This window comes from Salipiger bermudensis (genome assembly GCF_019801965.1).
GTDB lineage: Bacteria > Pseudomonadota > Alphaproteobacteria > Rhodobacterales > Rhodobacteraceae > Salipiger > Salipiger bermudensis_A.
Genome location: NZ_JAHVIA010000001.1, coordinates 128,648 through 144,927, shown reverse-complemented (window position 1 = coordinate 144,927; position 16,280 = coordinate 128,648). Strand labels below are relative to the sequence as shown.

18 protein-coding genes are annotated in these 16,280 nt (G+C 67.3%); 4 read left to right on the top strand and 14 right to left on the bottom strand.

Going from position 1 to position 16,280, the window contains the following annotated elements; all coding sequences use genetic code 11:
* Positions 1 to 149: 149 nt before the first annotated feature.
* From KUV62_RS00655 to KUV62_RS00635, 5 genes are all read right to left on the bottom strand, one after another.
* Entirely contained in the window at positions 150 to 815 is a 666-nt protein-coding gene (locus KUV62_RS00655) for an OmpA family protein (protein WP_222601763.1), read from the bottom strand.
* Positions 816 to 831: 16 nt separating this feature from the next.
* Complete coding sequence (locus tag KUV62_RS00650; protein WP_222601762.1) at positions 832 to 2,247, bottom strand: type II and III secretion system protein family protein; 1,416 nt, start codon at positions 2,245 to 2,247, stop codon at positions 832 to 834.
* Positions 2,248 to 2,452: 205 nt separating this feature from the next.
* Entirely contained in the window at positions 2,453 to 3,310 is an 858-nt protein-coding gene (gene cpaB, locus KUV62_RS00645; protein ID WP_222601761.1) for a Flp pilus assembly protein CpaB, read from the bottom strand.
* Between the two features lie 214 nt (positions 3,311 to 3,524).
* Entirely contained in the window at positions 3,525 to 3,716 is a 192-nt protein-coding gene (locus tag KUV62_RS00640) for a hypothetical protein (protein WP_222601760.1), read from the bottom strand.
* A gap of 100 nt (positions 3,717 to 3,816) precedes the next feature.
* On the bottom strand, positions 3,817 to 4,005 hold the full coding sequence (locus KUV62_RS00635; RefSeq protein ID WP_222601759.1) for a Flp family type IVb pilin: 189 nt from the start codon (positions 4,003 to 4,005) through the stop codon (positions 3,817 to 3,819).
* A gap of 354 nt (positions 4,006 to 4,359) precedes the next feature.
* On the opposite strand from KUV62_RS00635, the gene KUV62_RS00630 reads away from it, so the two are divergent.
* Entirely contained in the window at positions 4,360 to 5,184 is an 825-nt protein-coding gene (locus tag KUV62_RS00630; RefSeq protein ID WP_222601758.1) for a lytic transglycosylase domain-containing protein, read from the top strand.
* 60 nt (positions 5,185 to 5,244) lie between these two features.
* Here KUV62_RS00630 and KUV62_RS00625 read toward each other — a convergent pair whose 3' ends face one another.
* From KUV62_RS00625 to KUV62_RS00600, 6 genes are all read right to left on the bottom strand, one after another.
* Entirely contained in the window at positions 5,245 to 6,660 is a 1,416-nt protein-coding gene (locus KUV62_RS00625) for an FAD-binding oxidoreductase (RefSeq protein ID WP_222601757.1), read from the bottom strand.
* 119 nt (positions 6,661 to 6,779) lie between these two features.
* Positions 6,780 to 7,607 carry an MBL fold metallo-hydrolase gene (locus tag KUV62_RS00620; protein ID WP_222601756.1) on the bottom strand — a complete coding sequence of 276 codons (828 nt, stop codon included), beginning with the start codon at positions 7,605 to 7,607 and terminating at the stop codon, positions 6,780 to 6,782.
* A gap of 142 nt (positions 7,608 to 7,749) precedes the next feature.
* A complete protein-coding gene (locus KUV62_RS00615) occupies positions 7,750 to 8,334 on the bottom strand; it encodes a GNAT family N-acetyltransferase (protein ID WP_222601755.1) in 585 nt (194 codons plus the stop codon).
* On the bottom strand, positions 8,334 to 9,596 hold the full coding sequence (locus tag KUV62_RS00610; RefSeq protein ID WP_222601754.1) for a M16 family metallopeptidase: 1,263 nt from the start codon (positions 9,594 to 9,596) through the stop codon (positions 8,334 to 8,336). Before KUV62_RS00610 ends, KUV62_RS00615 begins: the two co-directional genes overlap by 1 nt.
* Positions 9,593 to 10,984: a threonine synthase gene (thrC, locus tag KUV62_RS00605; protein WP_222601753.1), complete on the bottom strand. Its 1,392-nt coding sequence runs from the start codon at positions 10,982 to 10,984 to the stop codon at positions 9,593 to 9,595. Before thrC ends, KUV62_RS00610 begins: the two co-directional genes overlap by 4 nt.
* Complete coding sequence (locus KUV62_RS00600) at positions 10,984 to 11,661, bottom strand: SURF1 family protein (protein WP_222601752.1); 678 nt, start codon at positions 11,659 to 11,661, stop codon at positions 10,984 to 10,986. The genes thrC and KUV62_RS00600 overlap by 1 nt, the downstream gene beginning before the upstream one ends.
* A 172-nt stretch (positions 11,662 to 11,833) precedes the next feature.
* Between KUV62_RS00600 and KUV62_RS00595 the strand changes: the two genes are divergently transcribed.
* Together KUV62_RS00595 and KUV62_RS00590 are read left to right on the top strand one after the other, a co-directional pair.
* Complete coding sequence (locus tag KUV62_RS00595; RefSeq protein WP_222601751.1) at positions 11,834 to 12,502, top strand: thermonuclease family protein; 669 nt, start codon at positions 11,834 to 11,836, stop codon at positions 12,500 to 12,502.
* A gap of 154 nt (positions 12,503 to 12,656) precedes the next feature.
* Positions 12,657 to 12,902, top strand: a complete 246-nt coding sequence (locus tag KUV62_RS00590; protein WP_222601750.1) for a YdcH family protein — start codon at positions 12,657 to 12,659, stop codon at positions 12,900 to 12,902.
* Positions 12,903 to 12,906: 4 nt separating this feature from the next.
* On the opposite strand, the gene KUV62_RS00585 is transcribed toward KUV62_RS00590, so the two are convergent.
* On the bottom strand, positions 12,907 to 13,422 hold the full coding sequence (locus KUV62_RS00585) for a glutathione peroxidase (RefSeq protein ID WP_222601749.1): 516 nt from the start codon (positions 13,420 to 13,422) through the stop codon (positions 12,907 to 12,909).
* A gap of 107 nt (positions 13,423 to 13,529) precedes the next feature.
* On the opposite strand from KUV62_RS00585, the gene KUV62_RS00580 reads away from it, so the two are divergent.
* Entirely contained in the window at positions 13,530 to 13,799 is a 270-nt protein-coding gene (locus KUV62_RS00580; RefSeq protein WP_222601748.1) for a DksA/TraR family C4-type zinc finger protein, read from the top strand.
* 285 nt (positions 13,800 to 14,084) lie between these two features.
* On the opposite strand, the gene KUV62_RS22655 is transcribed toward KUV62_RS00580, so the two are convergent.
* Positions 14,085 to 14,435, bottom strand: a complete 351-nt coding sequence (locus KUV62_RS22655) for a hypothetical protein (protein ID WP_261395134.1) — start codon at positions 14,433 to 14,435, stop codon at positions 14,085 to 14,087.
* Positions 14,436 to 14,453: 18 nt separating this feature from the next.
* Positions 14,454 to 16,280, bottom strand: coding sequence for a M3 family oligoendopeptidase (locus tag KUV62_RS00570; protein WP_222601747.1), 1,827 nt, complete (start codon positions 16,278 to 16,280; stop codon positions 14,454 to 14,456).

Below are 16,280 nucleotides of genomic sequence, written 5' to 3'. Positions count from 1 at the left end.
ATATCTTTTCCCGTCGCCGGGATGCTGTACCGAGTCGCTCGGCACAACTGTCCCTTTGACGGTAAATTCACTCAGAAACTGGGCGACATTTGGGCCGAAAAACCGAAATTGTACGGTAAAGCTGGACGATCAGTGGCCGCGCGCCGCAATTAGCTATCGGTTGAGAGCTCTGCGCCGGAGATGCCCGTCAGGCCGGTGGCCGGCTCTGCGGAGCGGATGTATTCGCGGTAGATGACCTCGGCATATTTGCCGTCGAGCACCATCGGATGCGAGCCCACGAAGCCCGAGACCTCGGTCACGGTGCGGCGGTTGCGGCGCTCGCGATCGCTGGTGACGATCAGCGGCTGCGTCTCGCCGTAGGAGACCACCGCCTCGAGCCGCGCGCGGGAGATGCCCAGCGAGGCAAGATAGCCGACGACGGCCTGCGCGCGGGCCATGCCAAGGCGCTTGTTGTAGGCGGCGGAGCCAACGAGGTCGGTATGGCCGTAGACGCGGAAACGCACCTCGGGGAACTGGCGGATCCAGTTGGCCTGCTCGCGCAGGGTGGCACGGGCGCCGTTGTCGAGCTGAGAGCTGTTGAACGCGAAGGTGACCATGGTCGGCACCTCCTCGGCGAAGCGCGAGCCAAGGTCGATGACGTAATTGCGTTCGCCGTTCTGGAACTGGGTGTTGTTCATCGTGGCGTTGCCGAAGCTGCCGTTGTCGACAACCCGTCCGGCTTCCTGCCCCCACTGGCTGGAGGCGCCGCAGGCGGCGAGGAGGGAGAGTCCGAGCCCCGCGAGGCCGATCCTGATCATCTTGCTGCGCCCGGTCATCTCGCCAGTCCTCATCTCAGTCCATCACATAGCCGTAGGAGCCGGTGAAATCCTGCTTCGCGACTTCCGCCGCGCCGCCGGATTGCGGCCGCCGGCTATCCGAAGCGGTCCGGCCATAGAGGAACAGGTCCTTCTCGGTGGGCGGACGCACGCGGTCCGTCGGCAGCGCCAGCACCTCGCCCCGAGTCGGAGACACCAGGTGCGGGGTCACGATGATGACCAGTTCGGATTGCTCGCGGGCATATTCGGCGCTGCGGAACAGCGCCCCCAGCACCGGGATGTCGCCGAGCCACGGCACCTGGCCGTTGAGGTCGGTGAAATCGTCCTGCAGCAGGCCCGCGATCGCAAAGCTCTCGCCGTCGCGCATCTCGACCGTGGTCGAGGTCTCGCGGCGCCGGAAGGCATCGATGGTGATCTCGCCGCTGCTGATGCCGTTGGCGGCATCGATCGACGACACCGCCGCCTCGAGCTCGAGATTGATCAGCTCGCCGTCGATGACGCGCGGAATGAAGTTCAGCTCGACCCCGAACGGCTTGTAGGTGACCGTGGTGGTGCCCTCGTCCTGGGACACCGGCACGGGATATTCGCCGCCGGCGAGGAAGCGCGCTTCCTGGCCCGACAGGGCGGTCAGGTTGGGCTCAGCGAGCGTGCGCGAGATGCCCTTGGCCTCGAGCGCCTCGAGCAGGATGCCGACCTCGAGGCCGCCGGAATTGAAACCGAGGAGGAAGGCGCCCTCGGTGTCGTCGCTGACGTTGACGCCGCTGCCTCCGCCCTGTCCGATCAGGGTGCCGGTCTGGGAGGCCAGTGAGGTCTCGTCATTGCCGAAAAGGGTGCCGGTGACCGAAAGCGAGGAGCGCAGGGACTTGGCGACCGAGCGCTGCATCTCGGCAAAGCGCACCTTCAGCATCACCTGCTGCACGCCGCCCACCGTCATCAGGTTCGAGACCCGTTCGGGCGCGTAGCGCTCCGCCAGGTCGAGGGCGCGCTGCAGCTTCTGTGAGCTCGAGATGGTGCCCGATAGCACGATGCCGTCATTGGCGGTGCGCACCTCGATGGGCTCGTTGGGCAGGATCTGACGCAGCCGTTCCTTGAACTCGGTCACGTCCGCGGCGACGCGCACGTCGACATTGGTGATCAGCTGCCCGTTGGCATCGAGGATGGTGAGCGTGGTGGTGCCGGGGGTCTTGCCCAGGACGTAGATCGTCCGGTCCGACAGCGACGAGATGTCGGCGATGGCGGGGTTGGCGATAGAGAGCTCGGCAAAAGGGCTCTCGCTCTCGACGACCACCGCGCGGTTCATCGGAACGCTGAGCACGCTTTCGGTGCCGGTCTGGACCACGCGCAGAGTGTCCGCCCAGCTCGCCTGCGCAACCGGACTCGCGGCCAGGGCCAGCCCGACGAGGGCCGCCTTGAGGGTCTTATCGATGTTCATGTGACCTGCCTTTCGATCACGCCTCGGGTGCGGGTCTTTTCTGCCCACTTTGCGGGTGACTGTGCGCCAGTTTCGGTTTTCATGCAAGAATCAATGATTTCAGTGCCGTCGCTCATGTGGGGTGTGGGCAACAGGGCGCGCTGTCGGCACCGGGCCAAAACAAAGGGGCACCCGGAGGCGCCCCTGTTCAAGCTCTTGAAAAGGCTCAGTTCGTGCAGGGGATCGGGATCGTGACCACCTCGGAGCCGCGCCGCACCCGGGTGCTGCAGGTTTCCGGTGCCGCCTGCGCCGTCTCGCGCTTTTGCTCGACGATGCCGAGCAGGGCGCGCTGGTCGATCTCGATATTCTCGGCGACGCTCTCATCGTTCACCGCGAGCAGCGAGAGCGATAGCCGGCCGGTGCTCTGGGCCTGCGCCAGCCCGGCGACCTGCTGCGGCGTGACGGCGACCGTCACGGTGCGGGCGATGGTGGCATCGGCGGCGGCGGAATCCGCCGTCTGGTCGACGGCGATCAGGCGGACGCCGGTCTCGATCAGCTTGGTGACGTCGCCCTGCGGCTGGTTCGGGTTGTTCGAGGCGACGCGGCCGGTCCAGTAGACATCGACGCGGTCGCCGGGGCGCAGGAAGCCCGACACGCCGGTGGCCACGTCGACGCGCAGCGCGAAGGCGCGCTCGCCGCGCTCGAGCTGCGAGGTCAGGCCGGCATCGCCGCCCGGCTCGCTGACGCGCGAGCTCAGCACCGCTTCGAACTTGTCCATCGCGCGGGTTACGACGCGCGGGGCATCGCCCTCGACAAAGAGCGGGCGCTCCTCGGCAAAGACGCCTTCGGGCATGATTTCCATCGGCCAGGGCGCGAGCTTCACGGCGTCTTCGGTGAGCACCTCGCCGCGCGCGATCGGCTTGACCGTGACGTAGATGTGATGCGTCGGCACGGCTTCGACGGCCTTGCTTCGTTCCTGCTCAAGAGCGGTCTGATAGGCGCCGAATTGCTTCTGGGCCAGATGCACGGCGAAACCCGCCAGGGCGAGGCCCGCCACAAGCACAAGTCCAAATACCAATCGCATGGTTTTACCTCTCGAGTTCTCGCCCTGTCCGAGACGGCATCGGGCCGTCCAAAAGGGGCGTTAACGCGTACGTTAATCGTCAAATATGGCCAGACTTGGCCATGGGTGTATCGCTTTCCGGGCGGGAAGCGGGGGGCTGGGCGAGGGGCCGAAGCATTGGAAAAGCCGCCTCTCGGGAAGGCGGCTTGCACAAGCTCCCGGCCTGTCGCGCCGGTCAGTCGGGGAAGAGGCGGGCCTGCTCGTCGGCGACGGCGTTGCCTGCAGCACTCTCGAGATTCGCGCTGTTGTCGCGGATCTGGTAGAAGGAGATTGCGGCCATCGCGACGACCGAGGCGGTCAGAACGACCCAGTCAACGGTGATGGCGCCGCTTTCGTCGCTCAGAAAATCCTGGAAACGTTGCAACATCGAGACCCTCCAAGGGAAAACTGATCAAAACGAAAACGTGGGTGGATCTGCCCACCGGTCGTCTGGCCGACCGGTGGGCAAGAAATCCGGATCGTTCGACTTAGTTGAACAGGTTGGTCTGTTCTGCGGCGATAGCGTTGCCAGCCGCGCCGATCATGTTGTCCGAGTTGTTCTTGATGGTGGTGTAGGCACCGATCGCCATCGCGACCACGGCTGCGGTCAGCACGACCCAGTCAACCGTCACGGCACCGTCTTCGTCTGCGCGGAAGTTCTTGATGAAGTTAAGCATGTCTCTCTCCGTAATGTAATACTGGTCTCAGTTCACTCACTCACCGCGCCGGTGCCTCGAGGCCTCTCTCTCATGCCCCGTCCGTTGCGGTATGGGCATATATAGCCCCCGGAATCGGGCACGAATTTGGCGCAATTGGTTTGTTTTCAGGAGGTGGAAGGAAACATTCTGGCAGCGTCACCTTAATGAAATCACAACGAAATCAATGGGATATCTTTTCTCGCTCCTCTTGTCTTCTTGCATCGCCGGCGAAAATGGCACGGCGCGAGACCGATTCCCCCGGGCCGTCTTGGTCGATTTGCCATTGCGTGAGAGACTCCCGCAAAAGAGCAGAGACCAGAGGCAGGTCCAAAAATGTTTCGCATGATGGCAGCCGCGGTTTTCGTGGCCATGGCAAGCGCGCCTGCGCTCATCGCAGAGCAGCCGGCGCCGTTCCCGGAATTCTCCGCCAAGCGGGTGACCCCGCCGAAGCCCGGCACCAAGCGTCGGATCACCGTTCAGATCGCGCCCGCCCCGATGAAGCCGAGGCCGCTGCCGGCACCGGAGGCCGCGGTGGCGGTGCCCTCCGGGCGCACCGGCGGCCCGGGCTCCTATGGCTGGTTCTGGGAGGCGGTCTCGCCGGCGCTGGCCGATAGCGGGCCGGGGCGGCTCGAGCCGACGCTGATCAAGCTCTCGACCCCGCCGCAGGGATACGGCGTTGCCGCGCCGCGACTGCAGGATCTGCAGACCATGGCGGCGTCCTGGGGCGTCGAGCTGCTGACCGCCACGGTCGGGACGCGGGTGTCGCCGGCGCTGGCGCTCGCGGTTATGGCGATCGAATCCGCGGGCCGCGCGGATGCCGTGAGCGGCGCCGGCGCGCAGGGGCTGATGCAGCTGATGCCCGCCACCGCCGCGCGCTTCGGGGTCGCGAATTCGCTGGACCCGGTGCAGAACATCCGGGGCGGCGTGGCCTTCCTCGATTTCCTGATGGAGACCTTCGACGGCGATCCGATCATGGTTCTGGCGGGCTACAATGCCGGCGAGAACTCCATTCCGAAGCACAAGGGCGTGCCCCCCTATGCCGAGACCCGCGATTACGTGCCGAAGGTGCTGGCGGCGTTCAGCGTGGCGCGGGGCCTGTGCCTGACCCCGCCCGAGCTGATCTCGGATGGCTGCGTGTTCCGGGTGTCGGCCAACTGAAGCCCGCCCAAGATTTTTCGTACGAAAAATCTTTCGGCGGCGACCGAGGCGCAGCAGGTCTCAGCCGCGCAGGACTGCGCCGGGATTCATGATGCCGTTCGGATCGAGCGCCGCCTTGATCGCCCGCATCGCCGCGAGCTTCGCCGGATCGCCGTAGCGCTCCAGATCGTCGACCTTGAGCCGCCCGATGCCATGCTCGGCGCTGACCGAGCCGCCCATCTCGTGCACCAGGTCATGCACCGTGCGCTTGATCTCCTCGCGCTGGTGAACGTGTTCGTCCTTGCTGTGACCGGGCAGGGGGAAGACATTGTAGTGCAGGTTGCCATCGCCGAGATGGCCAAAGCAGTTGATGCGGAAATCGCCCACCTTCGCCAGCCGTGGCGCCCCGCGCTCGATGAACTCCGGCACCAGCCCGAGCGGCAGCGAGATGTCATGCGACGAGATAGCGCCGATCGCCTTGTTGCCCTCGGGGATGCGCTCGCGGATGGCCCAGAACTCCGCGCGCTGCTGCTCGGATTGCGCTACCAGCCCGTCACTGACCAGACCCGCCTCGAGCGCGTTGCCGAAGAGCGTTTCCAGCGCCGCCTCGGGGTCGAGCCCCCGCGACAGGCCGAGCTCGACCAGGACGCACCATTCCGGGGCCTCTGGCCAGGGCTGGCGCACGTCCGGCAGTTTCTCGGTCAGGAAGGCGAGCCCCTGCCGCGAGATCAGCTCGAAGGCGCTGATGCCCTCGCCAAGCTGGTCGCGCGCCATGGCGAGCAGGTCGAGCGCCGCGGCGGGGCTTGCCACCGTGAAGAGCGCGGTGCCGGTGGCGGCGGGCACCGGCGAGAGCTTGAGCGCAGCGGCGGTGATCAGCCCCAGCGTGCCCTCGGCCCCCATCAGCAGGTGGCGCAGGTCGTAGCCGGTGTTGTCCTTGCGCAGCCGTTTCAGCCCGTGCCAGATCGTGCCGTCGGGCAGCACCGCCTCGAGCCCAAGCACCTGCTCGCGGGCATTGCCGTAGCGCAGCACGTTGACCCCGCCGGCATTGGTCGAGAGCAGCCCGCCGATCCGAGCGGTGCCCTCCGAGGCGAGCGACAGGGCAAAGAGCCGGGTTTCCTCGCGCGCCGCTGCCTGCACGTCGGCCAGCACCGCGCCGGCCTCGGCGATCAGCACGTTCTCGCGCGGGTAGACGGCGCGGATCGCGGACATGCGCTCCATCGAGATCAAGAGCGGCGCTGGCCCGTCCTGCGCCACCTGTCCACCCACCAGCCCGGTCCCGCCGCCATAGGGCACCACTCCCACGCGGGCTTCGTTGCAGGCGCGCAGAATGATCGCGGCCTCCTCGGCGCTGCGTGGCAGCGCGACCCACCCCGAGCTGCCCTGCCAGCGGCCGCGCGGCTCCTCGAGATAGCGCGGCTCGGCGCGGCGCAGGGTGGCCTCGGGCAAGCGGGCGGCAAGGGTCTCGGCGAAGCGGTCGTCGGCGGGCGTGAGCGTCATGGGGGCTCCTTTCGGCGCCGACTGTGCCGATTTTCCGCCCGAAGCCAAGGGGCGGTCAGGGGCGGGCGCGGGCAAATCTTTCGAAGAAAGATTTGGGGCCCCTGTGCGGGATCGCGCCGCTAGTCCCTGAGGGGCATCGGTTGCAGAACCACCACCGTGGGGCGCGAGGGCAGGTCGCGCAGGCTGACCACCATCTCCGGCCCGGAGCGGCGGTCGATCACGAAGCGGTCTGAGACCCCCTCGATGAAGGCATTGAGCGAATAACCCGAGAACCAGTGCATCGGGATGATGATCGAGCTCTTCAGCCGGTCGACCACCTCGATCATCGTGTCGAGGCGCATCGTGTAGCCGCCATCCACCGGCACCATCAGCACGTCGAGCCGCCCGAGGGCCGCGTATTGCGCATCGTTGGGCTCGTGGTGCAGGTGGCCGAGATGGCCGATGCAGAGCCCCTCGGCCTCGAAGACGAAGATCGAGTTGCCGCGCTCCTCGGTGCCGCCCATCGCCGAGCGGATATCGGTCGAGACGTTGCGCACCAGCATCTCGCCAAGGTCGAGGTGGTGCTCGATGCCCTCGCCGAACGGCCCCCAGCCGGGCAGCACATGTGGGATCGCCGGATCGGGGGTGGCGGTCCAGTGAGAGGAGTGGGCGTGGTTCATGGTGACGATGTCGGGCACCAAATCCGTGTTGCCGATGAAGCCGGTGTAATCGGTGACCGCCTCGAGCCCGCCGACGGTCTGGATCAGGAAGCTGGCATGCGACAGGTAGCGGATGCGCACGGAGTACTCCGGCACCGGATCGGTCCAGGCGGCCTTGTGGAGATACTGGAGCCCCGGCGCGGCATCGGCGATGGCGATGCAATGCGAGGGCTGGCGGGCCTGCTGGGCCTGCAGCGCCGGGGCGGCGGTGAAGAGGGCAAGTCCGAGGGCGAGCGCGTGGCGCAGCATGGGCGGGTCTCCTTGTTGCGTGAGACCAGCCTAGCAGGGAAGCCGCGCCTGCCACCTGACATTTCCGTAGGGTCAGGCTTTCGGCACATCCCGGGGCGACAGCGCCCAAAGCGCGGGCAGGGCAGAGAGGGCTCGGGCGTGATCAGCCGACCTGTGTCTTGCCGCGCCGGTCGCCGCGCAGCGCGGCATAGAGCACATGGGTGCGCCAGCGGCCATTGATCTGCAGGTAGCTCTGCGCCACGCCCTCGTATTTGAATCCCGAACGCTCGAGCAGACCGCGCGAGGCGACATTCTCCGGCAGGCAGGCGGCCTCGATGCGGCTCAAGTCGAGGCGCTCGAAGGCGTGGTGCACCAGCGCCGCGATGGTCTCGCGCATGTAGCCGTGGCGGGCGAAGGGCTGGCCGGTCCAGTAGCCCAGCACCCCCGATTGCGCCGGACCGCGGCGGATGTTGTCGAGGGTGATGGCGCCCAGCAGCTGCTCGTCCTCGCGGCGAAACAGGAACAACGGCACCGCGGTGCCGGCGGCGATCGAGCGGTTGGCCCAGTAGACGCGGTTGGTGAAGGCGCGGCGGGTCAGGTGATCGGGCGCCCAGGACGGCTCCCAGGGCGTCAGGTAGGCTTCGCTCTCGACGCGCAGCGAGACCCAGGCGTTGAAGTCGCCATGCTGCGGCGGCCGCAGCACCAGCCGCTCGGTGTCGAGCCGGAACCTGCGCCGCCGTCCGAGCATCAGGCGGCTCGACGTGCCTGCAGCGCGGCGAGGTCGGGCGCCTTGCCTACCGGCCCGTAGAGCGCCAGTGCCGCCGGGGCGCTGGCCGCCATCTGCTCGGCGAAGAGCCGGACATCGCCGGTGGTGACATTGTCGATCCGGGCGACGGTGTCCTCGATGGGAGGCACCTTGCCCCAGATCTGCACCATGCGCGCCATACGCTCGGCCCGTGACGACGAACTCTCCAGCCCCATCAGCAGCCCGGCCTTCATCTGGGCGCGGGCGCGGGCGATCTCTTCCGGCGACATGTCGTCGGCGGCGCGCTTCATCTCGTCGATGGTGAGATGGGCGAGGTCGGCCAGCTCGTCGCCGCTGGTGCCGGCATAAACCGTCATCAGCCCGGTATCCTCGTAGGCCCCGCTCTGGGCGAAGATCGTGTAGCACAGGCCGCGCTTCTCGCGGATCTCCTGGAACAGCCGAGAGGACATGCCGCCGCCAAGCGCGATGGAATAGATCTGCGAGGTGTAGAAGCCGGGATCACGATAGCCGGGGCCCTCGAAGGCGAGCGCGAAATGCGCCTGCTCCAGCTCCTTCTCGCGGCGGATCTCGCCGCCGGTGAAGCGCGCGGTCTCGGGCTCCTTGGCCTTGCGCGAGCCCATGTCGCCAAAGAGCGCCTCGGCCTGCTCGACCAGCGCCTCGTGATCGACGGAGCCCGCCGCCGAGATGATCAGCTGCTCGGGGCCGTAATGCTCGTCGACGAAGGTCTCGAGATCGCCTTTGCCGAAGCCGCGCACATTGGCGGCCTCGCCGAGGATGGTGCGGCCCAGCGGCTGCTGCTGGTAGGCGCGCTCCTGCAGCCAGTCGAAGATCACGTCGTCGGGCGTGTCGAGCGCCTGGCCGATCTCCTGCAGGATGACGTGGCGCTCGGTCTCGATCTCGCGCTCGTCGAAGACCGGGTTGCGCAGGATGTCGGCGATCACGTCGAGCGCCAGCTTGGTGTCGTTTTCCAGCACGCGGGCGTAATAGGCCGTGACCTCGCGCGAGGTATAGGCGTTGATATAGCCGCCCACATCCTCGATCGCCTCGGCGATCTGCAGGGCCGAGCGGGTCTTGGTGCCCTTGAAGGCCATGTGCTCGAGGAAGTGCGCCACACCGTTCTGCTCGATGCGCTCGTTGCGGCCACCGGCGGTGACCCAGACTCCGATCGAGGCGGATTGCAGCCCGTCCATGCGCTCGCTGACGATGCGCAGGCCGTTCTTCAGGGTGGTCAGTTCGACAGTCACTTGTTGATACGCTCCCGGATCAGGGTTTCGAGGGCGGAGAGATCGTTGGCCACGCGGGTCACGCGCTCGGGCCGGTCGAAGAGATCGGCCATGCGCTCGGGCAGGGGCGGGCGGATGCCGCTGGCGGTCTCCACCGCGTCGGGGAATTTCGCCGGATGGGCGGTGGCGAGCGTGACCATCGGCGTTGCCGGGTCGCGGTGCTCGTCGGCCACCTTCACGCCGATGGCGGAGTGCGGGCAGAGCAGCTCGCCCATGCTGTCATGGGCCTTCCGGATCGTCGCCAGCGTCTCTTCCTCGGAGGCGCGACCGCTCTCGAAATGCTCGCGCAGCGCCTGCAGCGCGCCTTGGCTGACGTGGAAGCCGCCGCCGGATTTGAGCTCGTCCATCAGCTGCGCCACGGCGCTGCCGTCGCGGCCATAGGCATCGAACAGCGCGCGCTCGAAATTCGAGCTGACCTGGATGTCCATCGAGGGCGAGATCGACGGGAAGACCTCGGAGGTCTGGTAATCGCCCGAGGACAGGCAGCGGTGCAGGATGTCGTTCTGGTTGGTGGCAACCACCAGCCGGTCGATCGGCAGGCCCATCTTCTTGGCGATGTAGCCGGCGAAGATGTCACCGAAATTGCCGGTGGGCACGGTGAAGCTCACCTTGCGGTCGGGCGCGCCGAGCGAAACGGCGGCGGAGAAGTAGTAGACGACCTGCGCCAGCACCCGTGCCCAGTTGATCGAGTTGACGCCTGCGAGCCGCACCTCGTCGCGGAAGGCGAAGTCGTTGAACATGTCCTTGAGCTTGGCCTGGCAGTCGTCGAAATGGCCGTCGAGCGCGAGGGCGTGGACGTTGGCCTCGCTCGGCGTCGTCATCTGGCGGCGCTGCACCTCCGAGACGCGGCCATGCGGGAACAGGATGAACACGTCGACTGCGTCGAGCCCCTTGAAGGCCTCGATGGCCGCAGAGCCGGTGTCGCCCGAGGTCGCGCCGACGATGGTCACGCGCTCGCCGCGCCGGGTCAGCGCCTCCTCGAAGAGCTGACCGATCAGCTGCATCGCGAAGTCCTTGAAGGCCAGCGTCGGGCCGTGGAACAGTTCGAGCAGGAAATGCCCCGGCGCCAGCTGCACCATCGGCGCGCGGGCGTTGTGGCCGAAATTGGCATAGGCCTTCGAGATCAGGTCGCCGAAGGTCTCGTCGGTGAAGCCGTCGCCGACGAAAGGCCGCATCACGCGAAACGCGGTTTCCTCGTAGCTCAGCCCGTGCAGCGCGCGGATGTCGTCCGGCGACATGGTCGGCACCGTTTCGGGCACGTAGAGCCCGCCGTCGCGGGCGAGGCCCGACAGCATGGCTTCTTCGAAACTCAGCGCGGGCGCCTGTCCGCGGGTGGAGATGTAGCGCATCAGGTCTCTCCGGTCTTTTTCAGCCGCACGATGTAATAGGCGGTCATGACGAGCCACACCACGGCCAGCGAGAACCATGTGAGGGCATATTGCAGGTGATCGTTGGGAATGCCGCTGGTGTCCACCGGCAGCGGCTCGATTTGCGGGTCGCCGGGCGAAATCTCGCGGGCGATGACCAGAAGCGGCTCGGTCTGCAGCGTCTCGGCCAGCGCGCCGATATCGCGGGCGAACCAGATATTGGCGGCCACGTCGTTCTCGGGGGTCGAGGAATTGCGGTCGTCGGGCCAGTGCAGGTTGCCGGTGATCTCGGCCGGGCCGGTATAGCGCGCGGCGTCCTTGTTGGCGTCACCGGTGAAGCCGCGGTCGAGCAGGACCAGTCGGCCACCGTCCGTGCGGAACGGCGAGACGATGCGGTAGCCGGCGCCGATCATCTTGCGGCTGACCAGCACGCGGGCCTCTCCGGGCAGGATCTCGCCGCTGAGTGCCACCGGCTGGTAGCGCTGCTCGGTGGGCGAGACCATGACGGGAAGCGGCTCGGGATCGGCGGCGATGCGGGCCTCGATATCGGCCAGCACGCCGAGCTTCCAGTCCAGCCGCTGCAGCTGCCACAGGCCGAGGCCGACAAGAATGCCGGCGCCGATCAGGCCGAAGAGCAGGGGGGCGAGGTAGCGGGTCACGCGGGCTCCGAAGCGGATTGCAATGCCGCCTGCTTTATCGCGCCCGGGCAGGGTGGTGCAAGACGGGATGCCGGGGGCGTTCGCGGCGGGTCTCTGCCTGTGCCGTGGCGGTCTCTCGGGGGTTTGGCGCAACTGCCCGAGTTTCGCCTGAATTGCCCGCTAGGTCGGCAGGATGAGACAGATTTTTTCCAGTATTCTCCTGATGCTGGCCGGGGCCGCGGCGGCGGCCGGGCCGTCTGGGCAGGTGCATGTGGTCGATGGCGATACGCTCGACGTGGGCGGCACGCGGGTGCGGCTGCACGGCATAGACGCGCCCGAGGTCAAGCAAATGTGCGGCGGCGAGGGCGCGCCGACATGGGCGTGCGGCGCGTGGGTGTCGCAGGAGGCCCGCAACCGCTACGAGGGCCGGCTGGCGCGCTGCGAGACGCTCGACACCGACCGCTACGGCCGCGTGGTGGCGCGCTGCGAGGTCGGTGGCCGCGATATCGGCCGCGAGATGGTCCGCGGCGGGCTGGCCTTCGCCTACAGGCGATACTCGATGGCCTATGATCTCGACGAGAAGCGCGCGGCGGTGCGCGAACTCGGGCTGCACGGCACCGGGGTTCAGGCGCCGGCGGCGTTCCGGGCAGATGCCCGCAAGGGGCGCGAGGTGGCCAACGGCGCCGGTGCGCCGCAGGGCTGCGCCATCAAGGGCAACATCTCGAGCAAGGGCGTGAGGATCTACCACGTCCCGGGGCAGGAGCATTACGGCGCCACGCGGATCAGCCCCGGCAAGGGCGAGCGGTGGTTCTGCTCCGAGGCCGAGGCCCGCGCTGCCGGCTGGCGCCGGGCAAAGCGCTAGCGAAACAATGTCGCGAAAACAGCGGGCGGTTTGATCCGGGTCAAGGCCGGCGCGTCGCGGCGCGTGCCAGCTTGGGCTCCCGCGCCGGTCTCATGACGGCGCCGGGCGGGCGAACGGCCCGAAGACGACGACCCGAAGAAGGAGGAGACAGAGCATGTCCCACGTCCCGCACGACCTCGCCAAGGAATTTCCCGACCTCGCCGACCGGATCTCGGAGCTCAAAGCTTCCGACAAGCGCTTTGCCCATCTCGCGGCGCGCTATCACGAGGTGAACCGCGAGGTGCACCGGGTCGAGACCTTCGTGCAGCCGATGGACAGCCTGGCCGAGAACGACCTGCGCAAGGAACGTGCGCTGCTGAAGGACGAGCTCTATGCGCTGCTGACCCGAGAGGCCGCCTGAGCGGTCACTCGAGCAGCGATTCCACCCGCGACGTGATCGCCGCGGACATGGGGCGCGTGGGCGCGCCCCAGCCCTCGACGAAACTGCCGTCGGGGGCAATCAACGCCTTGTTGAAATTCCAGGACGGTGAAAACCCCTGCTGGGCCAGCCAGCGGTAGAACGGGTGGGCCTGCGAGCCCGTTACGTGAGTGATGGTGGTCATCGGCAGGTCGAGATCGAAGTTAAGCTCGCAGAAATCCTTGACCTCGGCCTCACTGCCGAGTTCCTGCCGAAAGTCGTTGGAGGGCACCGCCAGAACCACCAGTCCGCGATCGCGGTAGGTGTCGTAGAGCTCCTGTAGCCCGTCATATTGCGGGGTGAAGCCGCAGCGCGAGGCGGTGTTGACCACCAGCACGGGCTGGCCGCGATAGCTCTCGAGGTTGAGCTCGCCGCCATCGATATTGCCGAAGCTGAAGCCCTGCGCCGCAAGCGCGGGGAGGGCTAGGATCAGGGCGGCGAGGGTGGCGAGAACGCGGAACATGCGGGCACTCCTTTGAGCAGGCAAGATAGGGCGGCGCGGGCGAAGTCAATGGGGCTGGTCAGAGGGCGTGCGCGGGCCTATCTTTTTTCCCGGAAAGGGAGTGTGCCATGGCCGGAGGCTGGAGCCGCGACGGGGCGGTGAGTGAACAGATCGAGGCGTCGATCTCGGAGGAGCTGGAGCGCATGCGAGCACGCCGTGCGCCGGTGGGCGAAAGCCTGACCGAATGTGCCGAATGTGGCGAGGAGATCCCGGAGAAGCGCCGGCTGGCGCTGCCCGGGGTCAAGCTCTGCATCGATTGCCAGCAGGAGCGCGACGGGGCGCAGCGGGCGCGCGGCGGCATCAACCGGCGCGGCTCGAAGGATTCCCAGCTCAAATGACCTTGACGCGGAGCTGATCTGGCGGAGCGGGCGCAGGGCGCCCGCGCAGGTCGTCTCGTCCCCGGCCCTTCGGGCCGGGACCTCGGGTTGGCGCCGGTGGGGCGGGTCTTGCGGACATCTTGGCGTGGGGCCCGTTGGCGGGCTTGTCCGTCTGCGGAGAGGCGTCTGAGAGGCAGGTCTGCGCTCAGAGCGCCTTTGCGAGTCTGGGGGCGAGTCGCTGTCGCCTCAAGGACGCCTGCGCCGCCGCGCGCGGTGGCCTGCGGCCATCCTTGACCCGCCGGAGACTCACCGGGGATCAGGATCGCTGTCGGTCAGCGGCGGGGGATCGGTATCGCTCGGGCGCAGAGGATCGATATCCGTTGGGTGCAGGGCATCGGTGTCGGTGGGCGTGTCGAGTCCGGCGCGGCGTAGGCCGGCGCGGTAGAGCGGCACGAGGTCGAGCATCGCCACCGCGAAGCCAAGCGGGATCATCCAGAAGCCGAGGATCGGCAGGAAGCCGAGGATGCCGCCGCCGATCAGCAAGAGCCCCAGCACCAGCCGCAGCCCCGGCGGCACCCGGCGCCGGACATGCACCTGAAAGCGGCGTGTCCGGCCCTTGAGCGAGCGCTTGGTGCGGCGGGGCTGGGGCTCTTGCATGGGGTGCGGGGAGGGCGCTCAGCCCTCCATCGCCTCCAGCTCGTCGATGAAGCCCTCGATCATCGACAGGCCCTTGTCCCAGAACTTGGGATCCGAGGCGTCGAGCCCGAAGGGCGCCAGCAGCGCCTTGTGGTGCTTCGAGCCACCGGCCTTCAGCATGTCGAAATACTTGTCCTCGAAGCCCGCCGGATCCTCCTGGTAGACCGCGTAAAGCGCGTTCACGAGGCCGTCGCCGAACGCGTAGGCGTAGACGTAGAAGGGCGAGTGCACGAAATGCGGGATATAGGCCCAGAAGCTCTCGTAGCCTTCCATGAACTCGAAGCACGGCCCGAGGCTCTCGGCCTGCACCGACATCCACAGCGCGTTGATGTCGTCCGGGGTCAGCTCGCCGCAGCGGCGCGCCTCGTGCAGCTTGCACTCGAAATCGTAGAACGCGATCTGCCGCACCACGGTGTTGATCATGTCCTCGACCTTGCCGGCGAGCAGCACCTTGCGCTCCTTCGGGTCGGTGGCCTTGTCGAGCATGGCGCGGAAGGTCAGCATCTCGCCGAAGACCGAGGCGGTCTCGGCGAGCGTCAGCGGCGTCGAGGCCAGCATCTCGCCCTGTCCGGCGGCCAGCACCTGGTGCACGCCGTGGCCGAGCTCGTGTGCCAGGGTCATCACGTCGCGCGGTTTGCCGAGATAGTTCAGCATCACGTAGGGGTGCACGTCGGTGACCGTGGGGTGGGCGAAGGCGCCCGGCGCCTTGCCGGGCTTCACGCCGGCATCGATCCAGCCCTTGGTGAAGAACGGCTCGGCGATCTCGGCCATGCGCGGATCGAACCCCGCATAGGCCTGCATCACCGTGTCGCGCGCCTCGTCCCAGCCGACGATGCGCGTGCTCTCCATCGGCAGCGGCGCGTTGCGGTCCCAGACCTGCATGGTGTCGAGGCCGAGCCACTTGCGCTTAAGCTCGTAATAGCGGTGCGACAGGCGCGGGTAGGCCGCGACCACCGCGTCACGCAGCGCCTCGACCACCTCGGGCTCGACATCGTTGGAGAGGTGACGGCCCATCTGCGCCGAGGGCATGCCGCGCCAGCGGTCCATGACCTCCTTCTCCTTGGCCTGCGTGTTGTGCACGCGGGCGAAGGTGCGGATGTTCTCGCCGAAGACGCGGGCCAGCTCGCGGGCGGCGGCCTCGCGCTTGGAGCGATCCTGCTCGGTCAGGAAATTGAGCGCCGCCTCGATCGACATCTCCTCGTCGTCGATGGTGAAGGTCAGCCCGGCGATGGTCTCGTCGAAGAGCTTCATCCACGCGTCGCCCACCACGCCCATGTCGTGCAGGAAGCGCTCGAGCTCGTCGGAGAGCTGGTAGGGTTTCATGGCGCGGATGCGGTCGAAGGCGGGCTTGTAGCGCGCCAGCTCGTCATTGGCCTCGAAGAGCGCGGCATAGGCGTCATCCTCGATGGTGTTGAGCTCGAGGGTGAAGAACACCAGCGGCGTGGTGTAGATCGTCACCTTCTCCTGCAGGTCGGAGAGGAACTTGGCGCGCTCGCTGTCCATGGTGTTCTGGTAGTAGCGCAGCCCGGCGAAGGACATCAGCCGACCGCCCACCGCCTCGATCTTCTCGTGGCGCTGGACCATCTCGAGGAAGCCCGGGGCGTCGAGTCCGGCGATCTTGCCCTCGAAATCCTGCGCGAAGCGGGCGCAGGCGTCTTCCAGCCAGTCGAGATCGCGCTTCAGCGCGGGTGCGTCCTCGCTCTCGTAGAGATCGCTCAGGTCCCATTCCGGCAGCTTGCCGAGGTCGCGGCCCCCGGAAGCGTTGGCGTCGAAGACGGGGCGGGGATGGGAAAAGGCGTTCGTCAT

What these genes read in the sequence shown, in the direction of transcription:
- KUV62_RS00650 (WP_222601762.1), bottom strand. Translation starts at nt 2,247, where the DNA reads ATGAACATCGATAAGACCCTCAAGGCGGCCCTCGTCGGGCTGGCCCTG.
- KUV62_RS00655 (WP_222601763.1), bottom strand. Translation starts at nt 815, where the DNA reads ATGACCGGGCGCAGCAAGATGATCAGGATCGGCCTCGCGGGGCTCGGA.
- thrC (WP_222601753.1), bottom strand. Translation starts at nt 10,984, where the DNA reads ATGCGCTACATCTCCACCCGCGGACAGGCGCCCGCGCTGAGTTTCGAA.
- KUV62_RS00595 (WP_222601751.1), top strand. Translation starts at nt 11,834, where the DNA reads ATGAGACAGATTTTTTCCAGTATTCTCCTGATGCTGGCCGGGGCCGCG.
- KUV62_RS22655 (WP_261395134.1), bottom strand. Translation starts at nt 14,435, where the DNA reads ATGCAAGAGCCCCAGCCCCGCCGCACCAAGCGCTCGCTCAAGGGCCGG.
- KUV62_RS00615 (WP_222601755.1), bottom strand. Translation starts at nt 8,334, where the DNA reads ATGCTCGGACGGCGGCGCAGGTTCCGGCTCGACACCGAGCGGCTGGTG.
- KUV62_RS00620 (WP_222601756.1), bottom strand. Translation starts at nt 7,607, where the DNA reads ATGCTGCGCCACGCGCTCGCCCTCGGACTTGCCCTCTTCACCGCCGCC.
- cpaB (WP_222601761.1), bottom strand. Translation starts at nt 3,310, where the DNA reads ATGCGATTGGTATTTGGACTTGTGCTTGTGGCGGGCCTCGCCCTGGCG.
- KUV62_RS00570 (WP_222601747.1), bottom strand. Translation starts at nt 16,280, where the DNA reads ATGACGAACGCCTTTTCCCATCCCCGCCCCGTCTTCGACGCCAACGCT.
- KUV62_RS00590 (WP_222601750.1), top strand. Translation starts at nt 12,657, where the DNA reads ATGTCCCACGTCCCGCACGACCTCGCCAAGGAATTTCCCGACCTCGCC.
- KUV62_RS00640 (WP_222601760.1), bottom strand. Translation starts at nt 3,716, where the DNA reads ATGTTGCAACGTTTCCAGGATTTTCTGAGCGACGAAAGCGGCGCCATC.
- KUV62_RS00635 (WP_222601759.1), bottom strand. Translation starts at nt 4,005, where the DNA reads ATGCTTAACTTCATCAAGAACTTCCGCGCAGACGAAGACGGTGCCGTG.
- KUV62_RS00585 (WP_222601749.1), bottom strand. Translation starts at nt 13,422, where the DNA reads ATGTTCCGCGTTCTCGCCACCCTCGCCGCCCTGATCCTAGCCCTCCCC.
- KUV62_RS00630 (WP_222601758.1), top strand. Translation starts at nt 4,360, where the DNA reads ATGTTTCGCATGATGGCAGCCGCGGTTTTCGTGGCCATGGCAAGCGCG.
- KUV62_RS00625 (WP_222601757.1), bottom strand. Translation starts at nt 6,660, where the DNA reads ATGACGCTCACGCCCGCCGACGACCGCTTCGCCGAGACCCTTGCCGCC.
- KUV62_RS00580 (WP_222601748.1), top strand. Translation starts at nt 13,530, where the DNA reads ATGGCCGGAGGCTGGAGCCGCGACGGGGCGGTGAGTGAACAGATCGAG.